A 17,857-nucleotide genomic window follows, 5' to 3' on the forward strand; every position below is an offset into this window, starting at 1 on the left:
AAAGCACATGCACAGCTTCAGCGCGCCGGGTCGACGACAAAGCGCGCGAAAGCGTGACGAGTGCCGACGAGTCCGACCTAGTGCGACCGACGACAACAGCCGTGGATCGAGGAGAAGAGCTGTGAGCACCGAGAACGAGGGCAAGAACGAGGGCACCCAGGTACCCCCGGCCCCGTCCGCACCCCCCGTGCCGGTGGATTCTCCCTCGGCCTCCCCGCAGGCGCCCGCGCCCGATGCCGGCGCGCCCACGACTCCGCTCCCGGCGGCGCCCGCGCAGGCTCCGGAAGCCGGCCACGCCCCCGCGGGTGCGCCCGAGGGCCACTGGCCGCCGCCCACCGCGCCCCAGGGGGCGTCTGCCCCGACCGAGGGCGACTGGCCGCCGCCGACCGCCCCGCAGGCCGCCCCTGCGCCGCAGGCAGCCCCGGCCGCCGTCGACGACTGGCCGAACCCGGCCCCGACGACGCCCCTCTACGCCGACGCCGGCGCGGGCACGCACGCGTACGGCGCCCCCGGCTCCGGCGACGTCGCCGCCGGCGGTCACGCCGGGGTCGGCGGACCGGGCGGCCCCGGTGGCCACGACGGGACCGTCTGGGGTGCCTCCTACCAGCAGCCCGCGCCCAAGTCGGGCCGTGGCCGCGGCGGGCTCGTCGCCGCCATCCTGGTCGCCGCGCTGGTCGCGGGCGGCCTGGGCGGCGGACTCGGCTACACGCTGGCCAAGAACGACGACGACACCGGCTCGACGACCGTCGCCGCCTCCACCAACAGCGGCGACGTCAAGCGCGACCCGGGCACGGTCGCCGGGGTGGCCGCCACGGCGCTGCCCAGCACGGTCACCATCGAGGCCGAGTCCAGCAGCGGCGAGGGCGGCACCGGTACGGGCTTCGTCTTCGACACCCAGGGTCACATCGTCACCAACAACCATGTCGTCGCGGACGCGGTCGACGGCGGCAAGGTGACGGCCACCTTCCCGGACGGCAAGAAGTACGACGCCGAGGTCGTCGGGCACGCCCAGGGCTACGACGTCGCCGTCATCAAGCTCAAGAACGCCCCCTCGGACCTGAAGCCGCTCGCCCTCGGCGACTCCGACAAGGTGGCGGTCGGCGACTCCACGATCGCGATCGGCGCCCCCTTCGGCCTCTCCAACACGGTCACCACGGGCATCATCAGCGCGAAGAACCGCCCGGTGGCCTCCAGCGACGGCACCAGCAGCGCCGCCTCCTACATGAGCGCCCTCCAGACGGACGCCTCGATCAACCCGGGCAACTCCGGCGGCCCGCTGCTGGACGCCTCGGGCAACGTCATCGGCATCAACTCCGCGATCCAGTCCACCGGCAGCGGTGGCCTGGGCGGCACCACCCAGTCCGGCTCGATCGGCCTCGGCTTCGCCATCCCGATCAACCAGGCCAAATACGTCGCCCAGCAGCTGATCAAGACCGGCGAGCCGGTGTACGCCAAGATCGGCGCGTCCGTCTCCCTGGCGGACTCCACGGAGGGCGCGAAGATCACCGACACGGCCGAGGGCGGCGCCTCCGCGGTCGAGTCGGGCGGCCCGGCGGCCCAGGCCGGCCTCAAGCCCGGCGACGTCATCGTCAAGCTCGACGACATGGTGATCGACAGCGGCCCGACCCTCATCGGCGAGATCTGGACCCACCAGCCCGGCGACAAGGTCACGATCACCTACGAGCGCGACGGCAAGTCCCACACCGTCGACCTCACCCTCGGCTCCCGCAAGGGCGACAGCTGACACCACCCCACCCCGAGCCACGCAGGAGTACGTCCGGCTCCCACAGCAATGAGTGAGGCGGTCCGCCCCGGAAGTCATACGTCCGGAGCAGACCGCCTCTACGCGTTGCGGGCTACGGCATCAGAGAAGCGCACCGTCGGTGATCTGAGTGGCTGTGCCGTTCGCGATGACGACCTCGGCCTCCACGCCCTTCTTGGCGGCCTTCTCCAGGTCGGCCTCCTCGCACGGGGCGTCCACCTTCGAGCCGGCGGTGCCGCAGATCTGGCCCCCGCCCAGGATCACGGTGTCCTCGGCGAGGTAGAAGGCCTGCTGCTCACCGCCGGAGCCCTGGGCCGCAGGACCGTCGACCAGGTACTTGCCGGGCGCCACGTACCGCACGATGCCGTACCAGGTGCCGCTGACGCCCTTGCCCTTGTCGAGGCCCTCCACGACGGTCTCGCCGGAGCCGGACGTGCTCCCGGAACCGGACGCGCTGCTGCCGCCCGACGTACTGCTGCCACCGGACGTGCTACCGGAGCCGGACGTGCTGCCACTGCCGGACGTGTTCCCGGAACCGGAACCGGAGGGGGACGCGGAGGTCCCGCCGGCGCCCTTGGTGCCGGACTTGCTCGCCGTCGCGGACGTGTCGGCCTTGCCGGAGGAGCTGTCGGCGGCGTCGTCGCCCTGGTTGCAGGCCGTCATCAGCAGGGTGCTGCCCAGGAGTGCGGCGGAGACGAGGAAGGCCTTGCGACGGTTGCGGATCATGGGTCAATTCCCCTGCGTGATCGATTGTTTGAGGCTGAGGTGCGGTCGGTTCCTCAGTCCGTGCTTGATCACTATGAGGGGCTCAGGACCAGATCGGATGCGTCGGTCCTTGTTCCCGGACGGCGCCGTCACGTACCCGTGACATGGCCAACGTGATTGCCAGGCAACGAGGTTGCTTCTCCTCGCCCCGCCTCTGGGTCATCGAGGGCCGCCGATCACCTCGCGCCGTTCGCCCAGCAGGCTTCAGCCTCGACCCCCATGGCGCGGCGTGTCGCCCGAGCCTCCGGACCAGAGGGTCGTGTTCCAAGAGGATGGGCCTGGCCGCGCCGAGCAGAGGCTTACTACGGGCCGGCGTGGGACCAGGGACCGGTGCGAGACAGGCGGCGCCGGAGCCCGGAACGTGCGCCAGTGGGCCCCGTGTGGACCATGCTCCCCGATCGGAGTCCACGCCCGGTAGTCTGTATCCGCTCCGCCCCAGGTGGGCAGGGGCGCAGGTGGGTTGCCCGAGCGGCCTAAGGGAACGGTCTTGAAAACCGTCGTGGCAGCGATGTCACCGTGGGTTCAAATCCCACACCCACCGCTTGGCAGGTCAGAGACTTGCAGGTCAGAAGGGGTGCCACTCTCCGGAGTGGTGCCCCTTCTGCGTGGCCTTGGCTCGCCCCGGTCCGCCGGTGTCCCACCTCTGACCGGCGCGCGGCCGACCTGCGGCCAGGGTTCACCGGCCCCTCGGTGACCAGCCCACGCGGCCGACGACCCGGCACGGCGCTTGTGCTGACCGTGGAGCGTCGGGGGCTGTCACGGTTCGGGGCGGTGGGTGGTCATGCGGGCCGCCGATGTGATCGTGCCCCGTGCCTCCCGTGCCGTGAGGCCGATCCGTACGGCCGCCTCGACCAGGTCCTCCGTCAACTCCGGGCCGATGCCGTCCTCGTAGGCCCGGCAGGCCGCCCAGAACAGCCGCGTGTTGCGTTGCCCTTCGTGAGCGGCCAGGACGAACTGGACCAGGCCCCGGCCGTGTGCGCCGCCCGCCGGCGAGCCGGGCCCCGTGCGTGGGGAGCGCGGCGGTGGCAGCAGCAGGCGCAGGAGGGAGCGCGGGCAGGGTGCGGGGGTGAGGTGGGCGGTGCCGGGGGCGGTGGCGTAGACGCCGTGGGCGGTGCGGGAGCCGGGGCCGACCAGGTAGCCGCCGGCGCCCCGGATGTCGATGCCGGGGGCGAGACGGCCGGCCGAGTTGGGGACGACGACGTCCGGCGGCCCGGTGAGCCACAGGTGCCGCCCGCCGGAGGGGGTGAGGACGACGATCGTGGGCGGGATGGTGAAGAGGTGGCGCAGGGCCAGTTCGCGCAGGGTGGCCGTGGAGTCCGTGTCCGACTTGGTGTCCAGGTCGACGCCGATCAGGTGGTGCGGGGGCAGGCCACAGGCGATGCCGTAGCCGGTGGCCCAGGGTGCGGCGGCGAACAGCGCGCGGATGCGGGCCGGGTCGGTGGAGGCGTCGTACACGCCGTGGCCGAAGCGGCCGCACTCGCCGTGGCAGGGCGGTCCCGCCGGCTCGGGGGCGTCGCGGTGGGGGGAGCGCAGGGCCGGGAGTTTCGTCCGGGACAGGGGGATGACGGCCAGGCCGCGTTCGGCGGCCGACAGGGCGTGGGCGAGGGCCAGCGTGGTGGCCTGCCGGGAGTACCGGTCGGTGGTGGCCATGGAAGTAGTGTCGTACATACGTTCGATAATGGGAAGAGGGTGGGCCGCGACGCGCCCGAAGGAGGCCGGCCGGGGCGGAAAAGTGCGGGAACGCTTCGCCCCTTGTGGGGTCCGGAGAGTAGGCGTCCGAATTGTCGGGGGTTATGACGTCATGGGAAAGAAAAGTGGCGCTCGGGTTTATCGACATGTCATCACGCTTGCGTGCGAATTGGGGCTTCCGGGGTGGTTCGCCGGGGATTCGGTGGGCAACTCTGGTCTCGCGACGTCGTCACAAGCGCCGGGGCGGTCGGCCAACTGCCCAGGTCGAAGCCGTATTTCATGCCCTTCGGGTACTCACGTACTTCCGTTCTGGAGGAACACCATGGCAAGCATCCGTACCGTCCGCGCCATCGCCGCCGTCTCCGCCCTCCCGCTGGCAGCCGCCCTCTTCGGCGGCGTCGCGGTGGCGGACAACGGTGGCTTCGCGGACGACGGATCGAACGCGGGTGTCGCGAGCGTCACCGGCAGCGGGGTCGGGCGCGACAACAGCGGCAACTCGGCCACCACACAGCAGAACGCCGTAGGTTCGGGTGCCTCGAATCAGAGCAATACCGCGCAGGTCAACAGGTCCCCGTTCACCGCGGTCAACCAGGGCAACAGCAACGTCGCGCTCACCTTCACCCCGTTGTGGTGGTGACCTGAGGGGGTCGGCGCCCAGCGGCCGGTGGCGGCGGCTGCGGCGGCGGCCGCGGTGGAGGCCCGCGGTCCCGATCCCGGTACCGGAGGGGGTCTTTGTGCCGGGGGGCTGGGGAGGGGGCCAGGGGTGGCCCAGGGGCAGGGGCAGTGGGGAGCTGTGGGGGGCCGGGGGGTGGCAGAAGCCCGGGGGTGGTCCGGGGCAGGGGCTGTGGGGGCCGCGAGGGGTGAAGGGGGTAGGGGGACGCGTCTGCGCGGCGGTGCTTCGGTGCCGCCGCGCAGGCGTTTGTGTACGCGGAAGTGACCTTGACAGAGGCCGGTTTCTGACGGACAGTCAGAAACCGTTCCCGGTAAGTCCTGGCAAGCCTTTCCGCCGGAAGGAGAACGGCCGTGGACGACGAGCTCCACGCGCGGCTCGAGGCCTACGAGGGCCGCTCCGCGGCGGTCGCGGGCGCGGGCCGGGACCCGGTCAACGCGCCCATGATCCGGCACTGGTGCGAGGCGATGGGCGACCGGAACCCCGCGTACACCGGCGCCGGCGCGATCGCCCCGCCCACCATGCTCCAGGCCTGGATCATGGGCGGCCTGAACGGCCACGAGGGGCGCGCGCAGGCCTACGGCGAGCTGCTCTCGCTCCTGGACGAGGCGGGCTGTACCTCGGTCGTCGCCACCGACTGCGAGCAGGAGTACCTGCGTCCACTGCGGCCGGGGGACGAGGTCGTCTTCGACACCGTGATCGAGTCCGTCTCGCCGCGGAAGACCACCAAGCTGGGCACCGGGTACTTCGTCACGACCCGGACGGACGTGCGGGTGGGTGAGGTGCTGGTCGGCACCCACCGCTTCCGCATCCTCAAGTACGCGCCGAGCGCGCACGCACCGAGCACGCACGCAGCGAGCACGAAGGTGCCGAGCACCGACGCACCGAACAGGCGAGCACAGGAAGCGCGGGGCCAGGAGGTTCGGGGCCGGGAGGGGCGGGGCCGGGAAGAAGCGCCGCGGCGACCGCGGCCCGTCGTCAACCGGGACAACGCCGGTTTCTGGGAGGGCGTCCGGCGCCACCGCCTCCTCGTCCAGCGCTGCACCGCCTGCGCCGGGCTCCGCTTCCCCTGGCTCCCCGGCTGCAACGCCTGCGGCTCGGCGGAGTGGGACACCGTCGAGGCGAGCGGCGAGGGCACGGTCTTCTCGTACGTCGTGATGCACCACCCGCCTTTCCCGGCCTTCTCCCCGCCCTACGCGATCGGCCTGATCGAGCTCGCCGAGGGCGTCCGCATCATCAGCAACGTGGTCGACGTGCCGTACGACAAGGTGCGGATCGGTATGCCGGTGGAGCTGGAGTTCCGGGGTTACGACGACGCGGACGGCGAACTGGTGCTGCCCGTGTTCCGCCCGCGCGCCGGGGAGGCGGTCGCATGAAGGCCGGTGACGAGCTGCCGCCGCTGGAGATCGGGATCACCCCGACCCTGATCGTCGCCGGCGCCCTCGCCTCGCGGGACTACCAGGACGTCCACCACGACCCTGAATCGGCCCGGCGGAAGGGATCGCCCGACATCTTCATGAACATCCTCACCACCAACGGGCTGGTCGGCCGGTACGTCACCGACCACTTCGGTCCGACGGCCGTGCTCCGCAAGGTCGCCATCCGGCTCGGGGCCCCCAACTACCCGGGAGACACCATGGTGTTACGAGGCAGGGTCGAGGAGTTCGACGGGGAGACGGCCGTGGTGCGGGTCGCCGGGGACAACGGGATCGGCAGACACGTCACCGGCACGGTGACCCTCACCGTGCCCGCTTCCTCTTCCTCCTCCCCTTCCTCCCCTTCCTCCTCTTCCGTCGCCGCTGCTGACACCGAGACCGCTGCTGTCGTCGTCGTCCCGCCGGGAGGCGCGGGATGAGCGTGCGGACGCGGGACTCCCTCGGCGGCCGGGCGGCGATCGTCGGCATCGGGGCGACCGAGTTCTCCAAGGACTCGGGGCGCAGCGAACTGCGGCTGGCGGTGGAGTCCGTGCGGGCGGCTCTCGCCGACGCGGGACTCACGCCCACCGACGTGGACGGGCTGGTGACGTTCACGATGGACACCAGCCCGGAGATCACCGTGGCGCAGGCCTGCGGCATGGGGGAGCTGTCCTTCTTCTCGCGGGTCCACTACGGCGGCGGGGCGGCCTGCGCGACCGTGCAGCAGGCGGCGCTCGCCGTCGCGGCCGGGGTGGCCGACGTCGTGGTCTGCTACCGGGCGTTCAACGAGCGGTCGGGGCGTCGCTTCGGTTCGGGTGTGCGGCACCGCGAACCGTCGGCGGAGGGGACGGCGCTCGGCTGGACGCTGCCGTTCGGGCTGCTGACGCCCGCCTCCTGGGTGGCGATGGCGGCGCAGCGCTATCTGCACACGTACGGGCTGACCCCGGAGGACGCATTCGGGCCGGTCGCCGTCACGGCCCGTCGGCACGCGGCGGCGAACCCGGCGGCGTACTTCCACCGACGGCCGATCACCCGCGCCGACCACGCGGCCTCGCGGTGGATCGCCGAGCCGCTCAGGCTGCTGGACTGCTGCCAGGAGACGGACGGCGGCCAGGCACTGGTCGTCACCTCGGTGGAACGGGCCCGGGGCCTGCCGCAGCCGCCCGCCGTGATCACCGCGGCCGCCCAGGGCGCCGGCCGGGCCCAGGAGCAGATGACCAGCTTCTACCGCGACGACCTGACGGGCCTGCCGGAGATGTCCGTGGTCGCCCGCCAGCTGTGGCGCGGCTCCGGCCTGGCGCCGGCCGACATCGACGTGGGGATCCTGTACGACCACTTCACGCCGTTCGTGCTGATGCAGCTGGAGGAGTTCGGTTTCTGCGCCCCGGGCGAGGCCCCGGCCTTCGTCTCGGAGGACCGGCTGCCGCTGAACACCCACGGCGGTCAGCTCGGCGAGGCCTACCTCCACGGGATGAACGGTGTGGCGGAAGCGGTACGGCAGCTGCGCGGCACCTCCGTGAACCAGGTCCCGGGGGCCGCCCGGACCCTGGTGACGGCGGGGACCGGCGTACCGACGTCGGGCCTGGTCCTGACGGCGGACGGAGCGGCGGCCTGAGCGGCGGACCGAGCCGCACAAAGAGCCCTGGGAGGAGCCCGGATGAAGCCCCGGAGGAAGCCCCTGAGGGAGTCGCGGAGGAGGCCCGGCGGAAGCCCGGCGGATGCCGTGGAGGGAGCTGTGGAGGAAGCCGGGGACGGGCCGCGGAGGGATGAGCACCCAGGGGTCATCCCGTAGTAGTCGCCGTCGTCTCGTCCACCTTCAGGAGGTGGGGCGGGCACCACCCCTACAACCTGAGAGGGATCCGCCTTCGGGACCTGCGGCCGATCCGCCGGAGCGGGCCGCGAACCTAGCGTGGAGCCATGACCAATCCCGTCTGCACCCGCGCTTCGAACGGCATGACGCGGCCTTCCCCGTACCCGTCCTTCGCGTCGTACGTCAGGGCCCGTCAGCCGGTGCTGCTGCGCACCGCGCGGTCGCTGACCGCGAACCCGAGCGACGCGGAGGACCTGCTGCAGACCGCGCTCACCAAGACGTACGTCGCGTGGGAGCGGATCGAGGACCACCGGGCGCTGGACGGCTATGTCCGCAGGGCCCTGCTGAACACCCGTACGTCGCAGTGGCGCAAGCGCAAGGTCGACGAGTTCGTGTGCGACGAGCTGCCGGAGCCGGATCCGGTGGTCTCCGCGGACGACCCGGCGGAGCGGCAGGCGCTGCACGACGCCATGTGGCGGGCGATCCTGAAGCTGCCCGCGCGGCAGCGGGCGATGGTGGTCCTCAGGTACTACGAGGATCTCAGTGAGGTCCAGACGGCCGAGGTGCTCGGGGTCTCGGTGGGCACGGTGAAGTCGGCGGTGTCGCGGGCGCTGGGCAAGCTGCGCGAGGACCCTGAGCTGGTTCTCGTCCGCTGACGAGGCCCGTTATCGGGGCCCGCGCCGCGACCCGGGGCCCGGCGTGACCTGATCGATCACCGTTCCCTAGTGACATACCGCGCGGTATGTGCGCAGAATCAGCACAACCGTTACCACCGCGCAGGCAATGTCGCCGCCCTGGGAGGACGCCGTGCTGAGCACCATGCAGGACGTACCGCTGACCGTGACCCGCATCCTCGAGCACGGTGTGCTGGTGCACGGCCGGTCCCAGATCATCACCTGGACAGGTGAGAGCGAACCACAGCGACGCAGTTTCGCCGAGGCGGGCACCCGGGCGGTGCAGCTGGCGAACGCCCTGCGCGACGACCTCGGCGTCCGTGACGACGACCGGGTGGCGACGCTGATGTGGAACAACGCCGAGCACGTCGAGGCGTACTTCGCGATCCCCTCCATGGGCGCGGTGCTGCACACCCTCAACCTGCGCCTCCCGGCCGAGCAGCTGGTGTGGATCGTCAACCACGCCGCCGACAAGGTCGTCATAGTCAACGGCTCGCTGCTTCCGCTGCTCGCGCCTCTGCTGCCGAAGCTGCCCACGGTCGAACACGTCGTCGTCTCCGGCCCGGGCGACCGCTCGCTCCTCGAGGGCGCCCACGCGCGCGTGCACGAGTACGAGGAGCTGATCGCGGACAAGCCGAAGAGCTTCGACTGGCCCGAGCTGGACGAACGCCAGGCCGCCGCCATGTGCTACACATCCGGGACCACGGGCGACCCCAAGGGCGTGGTCTACAGCCACCGTTCGATCTACCTGCACTCCATGCAGGTGAACATGGCCGAGTCGATGGGCCTGACCGACCAGGACACCACGCTCGTCGTCGTCCCGCAGTTCCACGTCAACGCCTGGGGACTGCCGCACGCCACCTTCATGACCGGCATCAACATGCTGATGCCGGACCGCTTCCTCCAGCCCGCGCCCCTCGCCGAGATGATCGAGAGCGAGAAGCCGACCCACGCCGCCGCCGTCCCCACCATCTGGCAGGGTCTGCTGGCCGAGCTCACCGCCAAGCCGCGCGACGTCTCCTCCCTCACCCAGGTCACCATCGGCGGATCGGCGTGTCCGCCCTCCCTCATGGCCGCCTTCGACGAGCTGGGCATGCGGGTCTGCCACGCCTGGGGCATGACGGAGACCTCCCCGCTCGGGACCATCGCCCGCCCGCCGGCCCACGCGGTCGGCACCGACGAGGAGTTCGGCTACCGCCTCACCCAGGGCCGCTTCCCGGCCGGTGTCGAAGGCCGCCTCACCGGCCCCGGCGGCGAACGCCTCCCCTGGGACGGCGAGTCCGCGGGCGAGCTGGAGGTGCGCGGCGCGTGGATCGCCGGCGCCTATTACAACGGCCCCGACGGCGAGCCCCTGCGACCCGCCGACAAGTTCAGCGACGACGGCTGGCTGAAGACCGGCGACGTCGGCACGATCTCCCCCGACGGCTTCCTCACCCTCACCGACCGCGCCAAGGACGTCATCAAGTCCGGCGGCGAGTGGATCTCGTCGGTGGACCTGGAGAACGCGCTGATGTCCCACCCGGACGTCGCCGAGGCCGCCGTCGTCGCCGTCCCGGACGACAAGTGGGGCGAGCGCCCGCTGGCCACGGTCGTCCTCAGGGAGGGCGCCAGCACGGACTTCGAGGCCCTGCGCGCCTTCCTCGCCGCCGAGGGGCAGATCGCCAAGTGGCAGCTCCCGGAGCGCTGGACGATCATCGGGGCGGTCCCGAAGACGAGCGTGGGCAAGTTCGACAAGAAGGTGCTGCGCAGGCAGTACGCGGAGGGCGAGCTGGACGTCACCCGGCTCTGAACCCACCCGCGCCGCGTGACGCGGCAACCGGTACGGCGGCACACGCCGGGCAGGCACCTCACGGCCCCTGCCCGGCGCACGCCGCTTCACCGTCGTAGGCCGACTTCACCCCCGTGGGCCGACTTCACCGCCGTAGGCCGGCCTCATCGCCGTACGCCGGCCGTCATCGGCGTACGGCCTTCACCGTCGTACGGTCGCCGGCGCCGGTCGTCGTACGGCCGTCACCGTCGTACGGTCGTCGGCGCCGGTCGTCGTACGGCCGTCACCGTCGTACGGTCGTCGTCGTCCAGCCCAGGATCAGCCACGCGCCCGCCACCGCGACGACTCCACCCCAGCCGAACCGTGTGAAGGCGAGGCCGGCCAGGGCCGAGGCGGTCGCGCCGCCGGCGAAGCCCGCGACGACGTAGGCGCTGTTGGCGGTGGCCGGGGCCGAGGTCGTCGTCAGGGCGAGGGTCTGGTTGGCGACGTGGGACGCGACGAGAGCCGCGTGGATCACGATCGCGGCCACGAAGAGCGCCACGAGCACCTGGCCGCCCAGCCAGAACAGCGGGACCGAGACGGCGGCGAGAAGGTACGCGTTGCGTACGACCTTCGCCGCCCCGAAACGGTCGACCAGGCCGCCCGCCAGCGGTGCGACGACGCTGGCCGTCAGTCCGAAGAGGCCGAAGAGGCCGGCGGTCGCGGTCGACAGGCCGTAGGACCCCTCGCCCTCGCCCGTCAGCAGCAGGGCCAGCGAGGTCCACAAGGCGCTCCAGGCGCCGTACATCCCGGCCTGCCGCACGCAGGCCCGCCACAGCTCGGGCGAGCGCCGCACCAGGCCCGGCATCGCGGTGAGGCCCGCGAAGAGGTGGCCCTCGCGGGGGTGGTGGCGTTCGGAGGGCAGGGCGGCCGCGGTCAGCAGGCCCAGGATCGTGGTGAGGACGGCCGCGCCGACGAACACCGCCCGCCAGCCGAAGGCCTGCCCGGCGAGCCCGCCGAGGACGCGGGCCGCGACGATGCCGGTGAACAGCCCGGCGATGACGGCGGCCACGTGCCGGGCGCGCCGGTCGGCGGGGGCGCGGGCGGCGACCAGTGGCACGAGGAGCTGCGGGACGACGGTCGCGGCCGAGGCGACGAACACGGCGGCCGCGAGCGTGCCGGTCCCGGCGGCCGTGGCCGCGACGGCCAGGGCTCCCGCGGTGACCAGGGAGAGGACGGCGACCAGTCGGCGCCGGTTCACGCGGTCGCCGAGCGGGGCGAAGACGAGCAGGCCGGCCGCGTAGCCGAACTGGGCGACCGAGGCGATCCAGGCCACGGCCGACGGCGCCGAGCCGAAGTCGTGGGCGATGAGGGGGAGCAGCGGGGCCGCGAGGTAGATGTTGCCGGCCGTGACGGCGGTGCAGAGGGCGATGAGGACGAGGAGCAACTCCCTGCGGCGACCCGTGGCCGCCGAGTGCACGGCCTCCCGGGTCTCGTTCTTCTCCCGGGTCTCGTTCGTCTCCTGGGTCCTGCTCGTCCCCCGGGTCTCCCTGCTCTCCGGGGTCTCCCTGGACTCGCTCGTCTCGCTCGTCTCGTTCGTCTCGTTCGTCTCCCGGGGTGCTCGGGGTGCTCGGGGTGCTCGGGGTGCTCGGGGTGCTCGGGGTGCTCGGGGTGCTCGGGGTGCTCGGGCTTCTGTGCGGGCTTCTGTGGTTTCGGGCGACATGGCGCGGTGCTCCCACTCCGACATCTGGCGTCTGACCGACCGGCAACCAACCAGTTGGTTGGAACGGAGGGGGAACAGTCTGCGATGAGCGGGAATTCCCTGTCAACCAACTAGTTGGTTAGGTCCTCGCTACGATGGCCCCATGGCAACCACCAGGGATCCCGAGGCCACCCGGGCCCGGATCTTCGACGCCGCCGTCGCGGAGTTCGCCCGCTACGGCATCGCGGGCGCCCGCATCGACCGCATCGCAGCCGAAGCCAAGGCGAACAAGCAGCTCATCTACGCCTACTTCGGCAACAAGGCCGAACTGTTCTCCCAGGTCCTCGGCCGCTCCATGGTGGACCTCGCCTCGGCCGTCCCCGTCGACCCCGACGACATCGAGGGCTGGCTCGACCGGCTGATGGACTACCACGCCGCCCACCCCGAACTGCTCCGCCTCCTGTACTGGGAAGGCATCGAGTACGGCAGCACCGAGCTGCTGCCCGACGAGGCGCAACGCCAGAAGCACTACGCGCTCAAGGTCTCCGCCGTGCGGGAGGCGCAGGACCGGGGAGTGATCTCCGACGCGATCCCGGCCCGCGACCTCTTCTTCCTGCTGATCGCGATGGCCAACTGGGCCGCCTTCGTCCCCCAGATGAGCCGCATCCTGGCGGGCTCCGAGGACGCCGACCGCGACCGCCTGCGCGCCTCCATCAAGGAGGCGGCGCGGCGGATGGTCGCCCGGTAGGCCGGATCGGACGGGTCTAGTTGGTGCCGATCCGGGCCAGCAGATCCACGATCCTGCTCTGCACCTCGGCGCTCGTCGACCGCTCGGCGAGGAAGAGGACCGTCTCCCCCGACGCCAGCCGCGGCAGGTCGGCCTGGTCGACGGCGGCCGTGTAGACGACCAGCGGAGTGCGGTTGAGCTGGCCGTTCGCGCGCAGCCAGTCCAGGATCCCGGCATGGCGCCGGGACATCTGCATCAGGTCCATCACGACCAGGTTCGGCCGCAGCTGCCCGGCGAGCGTGACCGCGTCCGCGTCGCTCGCCGCCCGTGCCACCTGCATCCCGCGCCGCTCCAGCGTCGAGGTCAGGGCGAGGGCGATCTCGGCGTGCTCCTCGATGAGCAGCACCCGCGGCGGATGCTGCTCGCTGTCGCGCGGCGCGAGCGCCTTCAGCAGGACGGCAGGATCGGCGCCGTACGCCGCCTCGCGCGTCGCCTGCCCGAGCCCCGCCGTGACCAGCACGGGAACCTCGGCGGCCACCGCGGCCGTACGCAGCGACTGCAACGCGGTACGGGTGATCGGCCCGGTCAGCGGGTCCACGAACAGCGCGGCCGGGAAGGCGGCGATCTGCGCGTCGACCTCCTCGCGCGAGTGCACGATGACCGGCCGATAGCCGCGGTCGCTGAGTGCCTGCTGCGTACTGACGTCCGGCGCCGGCCACACCAGCAGCCGACGCGGGTTGTCCAGCGGCTCAGGCGGCAGCTCGTCGTCCAGGGGCTGCGGCCGAGGCGGATCCGCCACCTCGACGGCTCCACCGGGCCCGTCCAGCGGCTCGGGTCCCTCGGCGGCGTTCTCGTCCGGAGCCCCTATGGCGTACGACCGTCCGGCACCTTCGGTCCCCGGCCCACCGGGCACGAGCCGCGCCTGGCCCGCGAGGGAGGGATGCGGGACGGGCGGCGGGGCGGGCGCGGGCGTGGGCGTCGCGCCGGGCGACGGTGCCGGGGCCTGCGCCCCGACGGGCTGCTCGCCCGACGGGTGCGGACGGGCCGTCTGCTCCGGGCGCGTCGTCGGGTCGGGCGGAGTCCCCAGCTTGCGGCGCCGCCCGGAACCGCCGGGGGCGTGCGGAGCCGGGGTGGCCGTGGACTGCGCCGACGGCAGTCCCGCCTGCGAGGAACGCATCACCTGAGCCTGCTGCGCCTGTTGCGCGTGCTGGACCTGTTGTGCCTGCTGCAACTGCTGGGCCTGCTGCACCTGCGCGGCCTGCCGGGTGAACGGCACGCCCTGACCCAGCGTCCGGACGCTGATCGCCCGTCCCTGCGTCGAGTGGGGGTCCATCGGCCGGCCCGTCGCGGCCTCGGCGGGCAACGGCTGCGCGGCCCGAGGCTGTCCGCCGACGGCCTCGGGCGGAAGCGGGGTGCCACCGCCGGGCGTCGTCGTCGCCGGCGCGGGCTGCGCCGCCGCAGGGGCAGGGGCAGGGGCGGCGGCCGGGGCCGCTTCGGCCGGGAGCGGCTGACCGTGCCCGGCCGCGTTCGGCACGGGGGCGGGTGCGGGGACCGCCTGGCCGGGGGCCGCCTGCGCGGGCAACGGCTGACCTGCGGCCGGCTGCCCAGGGGCGGGCACGGCTGCCGGCCCGGGCTGCGCGACGGCGGCCTGTCCCCTCTGCTGCGGTGGAGAGGGGAGCTGGGCCTGCGCCGGTGCCGGGGCGGCGACCTCCGGGGCCTGAGCGGCGGCCCGGCGACGGCGACCCGTGGGCGCGCTCGTGGGGTGCGGCTGGGGCGGGGTGTGATCGGCGGCCTGGTCGTGCGGGACGGCGTCGTGCCGCCCGTGGTCGAGTGCGGAATTCTCGGCGGCACTCGGAACGGGCGACTGCGCCTGAACGGGCGCCTGAGCCTGAAGGGGAACCTGAGCCTGAACAGGAACCTGCGCCGGCGCTTGGGCCGGGGCGGCAACGGGTGCCTGGGCGGCAACCGGTGTCTGGTCGGCCACGGGTGCCTGTCCGGAGACCTGAGCCTGAGCGGCGACGGGTGCCTGGGCCGGGACCTGGATCGCTCCCAACGCCTGCACCGGCCCGGGCGCCGAACCGGGAGCCGGCATCGGTCCGACCGGCCGCGCGACCTGGGGAACCTGGGGAACCTGGGGAGTCTGAGGAGCCTGGGGGATCTGGGGAACCTGGGCGGCCGCACCCGCGCCGACGGAGCCGTCCGGCACCCGGTCGGCCTCCGCCGGCGGCAGGGCGAACACCGAGCGAGGTCCCGCCTCCTGCGCGGCGGCACGCTCGTTCGCGGCGGCCAGGGCACGCCGTCGCCTGCCCGTCGGCTGACCGTCCTCCGCCCCCGCCGGCGTCATGGCTCCCGGACCCGTCCCCGGGGCCTCGGCCGATGCGCCCGCGAGCGCCGGCAACGCGGACGGCAACGCGTTCTGCGGCTGCCGGCCGTCCGGTACTTGGGGGGCCCGCTGCCCGGCAGGCACCGGTACACCCTGCGGCGGAACGGTGCCGCCGAGTCCCGTACCCGAGGCCGCGGTCCCCGCCGCGTGCTCGGCGGCGGTGACGACGGCGCCCTCGCTCACCCCGCCGTCGATCGCCACGGCCGTACCCGCGTCGGGCATGCCCGCGCCGGACCCGGGGTCGGCTCCCACGACGGCGACCTCGGCCGACCGGCCACGCCGCCGCCCGGTGCCGCCGGAGCCCTCCGGGCCCTCGGCCTCGTCCGCGACGGGCGCCACCTCGGCCGGCATCTCCTCGGCGGCCGGGGCCCCGGCCCGCCTGCGCCGCCGACCGGTCGGAATGGTCGCCTCCGCTTCGGCGCCGCCCTCGACGGCCGGGACGTCACCCTCCAGGAACGCGTCCACGGAGGACCGCCGGGCCCGCCGGCGCCCACCGACGCCGTACTCGCCCGCGACGTCCTCCTCCGGGGCCATGGCGGTCGCGGGGGCCGGCGAGGCGGCGCCGTCACCGGACGCGAGGGCGGGCAGCGCCATGGCCGCGGGAGCCGCCATGGCCCCCGCGCCACCGCCCAACGGCACCTCCAGCACGTACGCGCTGCCGCTCATCCCCGGCACCTCGTGCGTCTGGAGCACGCCACCGTGCGCCCGCACGATCCCGCGCACGATCGGTTCGTGCACCGGGTCGCCGCCGGCGTACGGCCCGCGCACCTCGATGCGTACGACCTCGCCGCGCTGGGCGGCCGCCACCACGACCGTGTTGTCCATGTAACCGCCCGCCGAGACGGGCGCGTTGCCGGTGGCGTCGACGCCCGCGACGTCGGCCACGAGGTGTGCGAGCGCGGTCGCGAGGAGCCGCGCGTCGACCTCGGCCTCGATGGGCGGCGCGTGCACGGCGAACTGCACCCGTCCCGGTCCGATGAGATCCACCGCGCCGTCGACCCCGGCGGCGACGACGGCGTCGAGCATCACCTTCGTCCGGGCGATGACCTCCGACCCGGTGTCGAGACGCTGGTAGCCGAGCACGTTGTCGATGAGGGTGGTGATCCGCGAGTAGCCCGCCGACAGATGGTGGAGCACCTGGTTGGCCTCGGGCCAGAGCTGACCGGCGTCGTCCGCGGCGAGTGCCGCCAGCTCGCGGCGCAGTTCGTCGAGGGGGCCGCGCAGGGACCCGCCGAGCAGGGTGAGCAACTGCTCGTGCCGGCCGGCGAGCGCCTCGTACCGGTCCTTCTCGCGTTCGCCGAGCGAGGCGTAGCGCTCCTCACCGGCGGCGAGTTCCTCCGCGTGCCGCTCGCGCAGTTCCTCGAGCTCGGTGACGTGCTGCTGGCGCAGCGCGGTGAGGTCGGAGGCGTGCTCCTCGGAGAGCTTCTCCAACTCCTCCGCGTGCCGCTTCTCGACCCCGTCCTTCTCCTCGGCGAGCGCGTCGTAGGGCCGCCGGTCGGTGAAGGTCATGACGGCGCCGACGAGCTGGTCGCCGTCGCGCACGGGCGCGGTCGTCAGATCGACCGCGACCCTGTCCCCGCTCTTGGACCACAGCACCTGCCCGCGCACCCGGTGCTTGCGCCCGGACCGCAGGGTGTCGGCGAGCGGCGACTCGTCGTACGGGAACGGCGAGCCGTCGGCCCGGGAGTGCAGCACGAGGGTGTGCAGCTCCTTGGCGCCGAGGTCGCCGGCCCGGTACCCCAGTATCTGGGCGGCGGCCGGGTTGACGAGGACGATCCGCCCGTCGGTGTCGGTGCCCACGACGCCCTCGGACGCGGCCCGCAGGATCATCTCGGTCTGCCGCTGCGAACGCGCCAGTTCGGCCTCGGTGTCGACGGTCCCGGACAGGTCGCGTACGACGAGCATCAGCAGTTCGTCGGAGGCGGAGGAGTAGCCGTAGCCGTCGTAGGCCTGCTGGCCGTTCTCCAGATTGGCGCTGGTGACCTCGACCGGGAACTCGCTGCCGTCGGTGCGGCGCGCGACCATCCGGGTCGGCTTGGTCCGCCCGCGCGGGTCCATGTGATCGGGCCGCCGCATGGACCCCGGGATGAGCTTGGAGTCGAACTGCGGCAGCAGATCGAGGAGCCCGCGGCCCACCAGCGCGGTGCCCGGAGTCTCGAACGCCTCGAGCGCGATGGTGTTCGCGTTGACGACGGTCCCGTTGGCGTTGACCAACACCAACGCATCCGGGAGCGCGTCGAGTATGGCTGCGAGGCGAGCAGCGCCTCGGGATGGCCTGCTGCTCACGAGTCGCTTCCTCCCTGTTACCGCACCTTGCCGACCGTTCGGGCCATCTTGCCAACCGGCCCTCACCGTGTCACGCGAGGGAGTCTAAGGGCTGGGGTCCCGTCGGCGGCGCCGGATGAGAGGGAGCTCGCACGACGAAGTGACACAGAACGTGTGTCCCCACCCGTCGTGGCCTGTCCCTGCGCGGGGCCGACCCCTCCCGCGCCCGCCCCGCCGGCTGCCCGGAC

Annotated in this window: 12 protein-coding genes and 1 tRNA gene; 9 read left to right on the top strand and 4 right to left on the bottom strand. The window is 73.0% G+C overall.

Annotated elements, in window-relative coordinates:
• Window positions 1-121: 121 nt before the first annotated feature.
• A complete protein-coding gene (locus OG440_RS18970; RefSeq protein WP_406008002.1) occupies window positions 122-1,744 on the top strand; it encodes a S1C family serine protease in 1,623 nt (540 codons plus the stop codon).
• 120 nt (window positions 1,745-1,864) lie between these two features.
• On the opposite strand, the gene OG440_RS18975 is transcribed toward OG440_RS18970, so the two are convergent.
• Window positions 1,865-2,488: a hypothetical protein gene (locus OG440_RS18975; RefSeq protein WP_406008003.1), complete on the bottom strand. Its 624-nt coding sequence runs from the start codon at window positions 2,486-2,488 to the stop codon at window positions 1,865-1,867.
• A gap of 493 nt (window positions 2,489-2,981) precedes the next feature.
• On the opposite strand from OG440_RS18975, the gene OG440_RS18980 reads away from it, so the two are divergent.
• Window positions 2,982-3,068: transfer RNA gene (locus OG440_RS18980), tRNA-Ser, on the top strand.
• Window positions 3,069-3,283: 215 nt separating this feature from the next.
• Here OG440_RS18980 and OG440_RS18985 read toward each other — a convergent pair.
• The gene (locus tag OG440_RS18985) at window positions 3,284-4,177 is read right to left on the bottom strand and encodes a bifunctional DNA primase/polymerase (protein WP_406008004.1); all 894 of its coding nucleotides are present in this window, start codon (window positions 4,175-4,177) and stop codon (window positions 3,284-3,286) included.
• A gap of 361 nt (window positions 4,178-4,538) precedes the next feature.
• Between OG440_RS18985 and OG440_RS18990 the strand changes: the two genes are divergently transcribed.
• From OG440_RS18990 to OG440_RS19015, 6 genes are all read left to right on the top strand, one after another.
• Window positions 4,539-4,853: a hypothetical protein gene (locus tag OG440_RS18990; RefSeq protein WP_406008005.1), complete on the top strand. Its 315-nt coding sequence runs from the start codon at window positions 4,539-4,541 to the stop codon at window positions 4,851-4,853.
• Window positions 4,854-5,239: 386 nt separating this feature from the next.
• Window positions 5,240-6,262, top strand: a complete 1,023-nt coding sequence (locus OG440_RS18995; RefSeq protein ID WP_406008006.1) for a bifunctional MaoC family dehydratase N-terminal/OB-fold nucleic acid binding domain-containing protein — start codon at window positions 5,240-5,242, stop codon at window positions 6,260-6,262.
• Complete coding sequence (locus OG440_RS19000) at window positions 6,259-6,741, top strand: MaoC family dehydratase (protein ID WP_406008007.1); 483 nt, start codon at window positions 6,259-6,261, stop codon at window positions 6,739-6,741. Before OG440_RS18995 ends, OG440_RS19000 begins: the two co-directional genes overlap by 4 nt.
• Window positions 6,738-7,916 (top strand): lipid-transfer protein, encoded by a 1,179-nt coding sequence (locus OG440_RS19005; protein ID WP_406008008.1) that lies wholly within the window; start codon window positions 6,738-6,740, stop codon window positions 7,914-7,916. Before OG440_RS19000 ends, OG440_RS19005 begins: the two co-directional genes overlap by 4 nt.
• A gap of 302 nt (window positions 7,917-8,218) precedes the next feature.
• The gene (locus OG440_RS19010; protein WP_406008009.1) at window positions 8,219-8,767 is read left to right on the top strand and encodes a SigE family RNA polymerase sigma factor; all 549 of its coding nucleotides are present in this window, start codon (window positions 8,219-8,221) and stop codon (window positions 8,765-8,767) included.
• A 127-nt stretch (window positions 8,768-8,894) separates the two neighbouring features.
• Window positions 8,895-10,574 (top strand): long-chain fatty acid--CoA ligase, encoded by a 1,680-nt coding sequence (locus tag OG440_RS19015; protein WP_406008010.1) that lies wholly within the window; start codon window positions 8,895-8,897, stop codon window positions 10,572-10,574.
• Between the two features lie 262 nt (window positions 10,575-10,836).
• On the opposite strand, the gene OG440_RS19020 is transcribed toward OG440_RS19015, so the two are convergent.
• The gene (locus tag OG440_RS19020) at window positions 10,837-12,012 is read right to left on the bottom strand and encodes an MFS transporter (RefSeq protein WP_406008011.1); all 1,176 of its coding nucleotides are present in this window, start codon (window positions 12,010-12,012) and stop codon (window positions 10,837-10,839) included.
• A 385-nt stretch (window positions 12,013-12,397) separates the two neighbouring features.
• On the opposite strand from OG440_RS19020, the gene OG440_RS19025 reads away from it, so the two are divergent.
• Complete coding sequence (locus OG440_RS19025) at window positions 12,398-12,982, top strand: TetR family transcriptional regulator (protein ID WP_406008012.1); 585 nt, start codon at window positions 12,398-12,400, stop codon at window positions 12,980-12,982.
• A 16-nt stretch (window positions 12,983-12,998) separates the two neighbouring features.
• On the opposite strand, the gene OG440_RS19030 is transcribed toward OG440_RS19025, so the two are convergent.
• Window positions 12,999-17,630: a PAS domain-containing protein gene (locus OG440_RS19030; RefSeq protein ID WP_406008013.1), complete on the bottom strand. Its 4,632-nt coding sequence runs from the start codon at window positions 17,628-17,630 to the stop codon at window positions 12,999-13,001.
• Between the last annotated feature and the right edge of the window lie 227 nt (window positions 17,631-17,857).

Origin of the sequence: Streptomyces sp. NBC_00637 (assembly GCF_045161545.1) — a bacterium.
GTDB lineage: Bacteria > Actinomycetota > Actinomycetes > Streptomycetales > Streptomycetaceae > Streptomyces.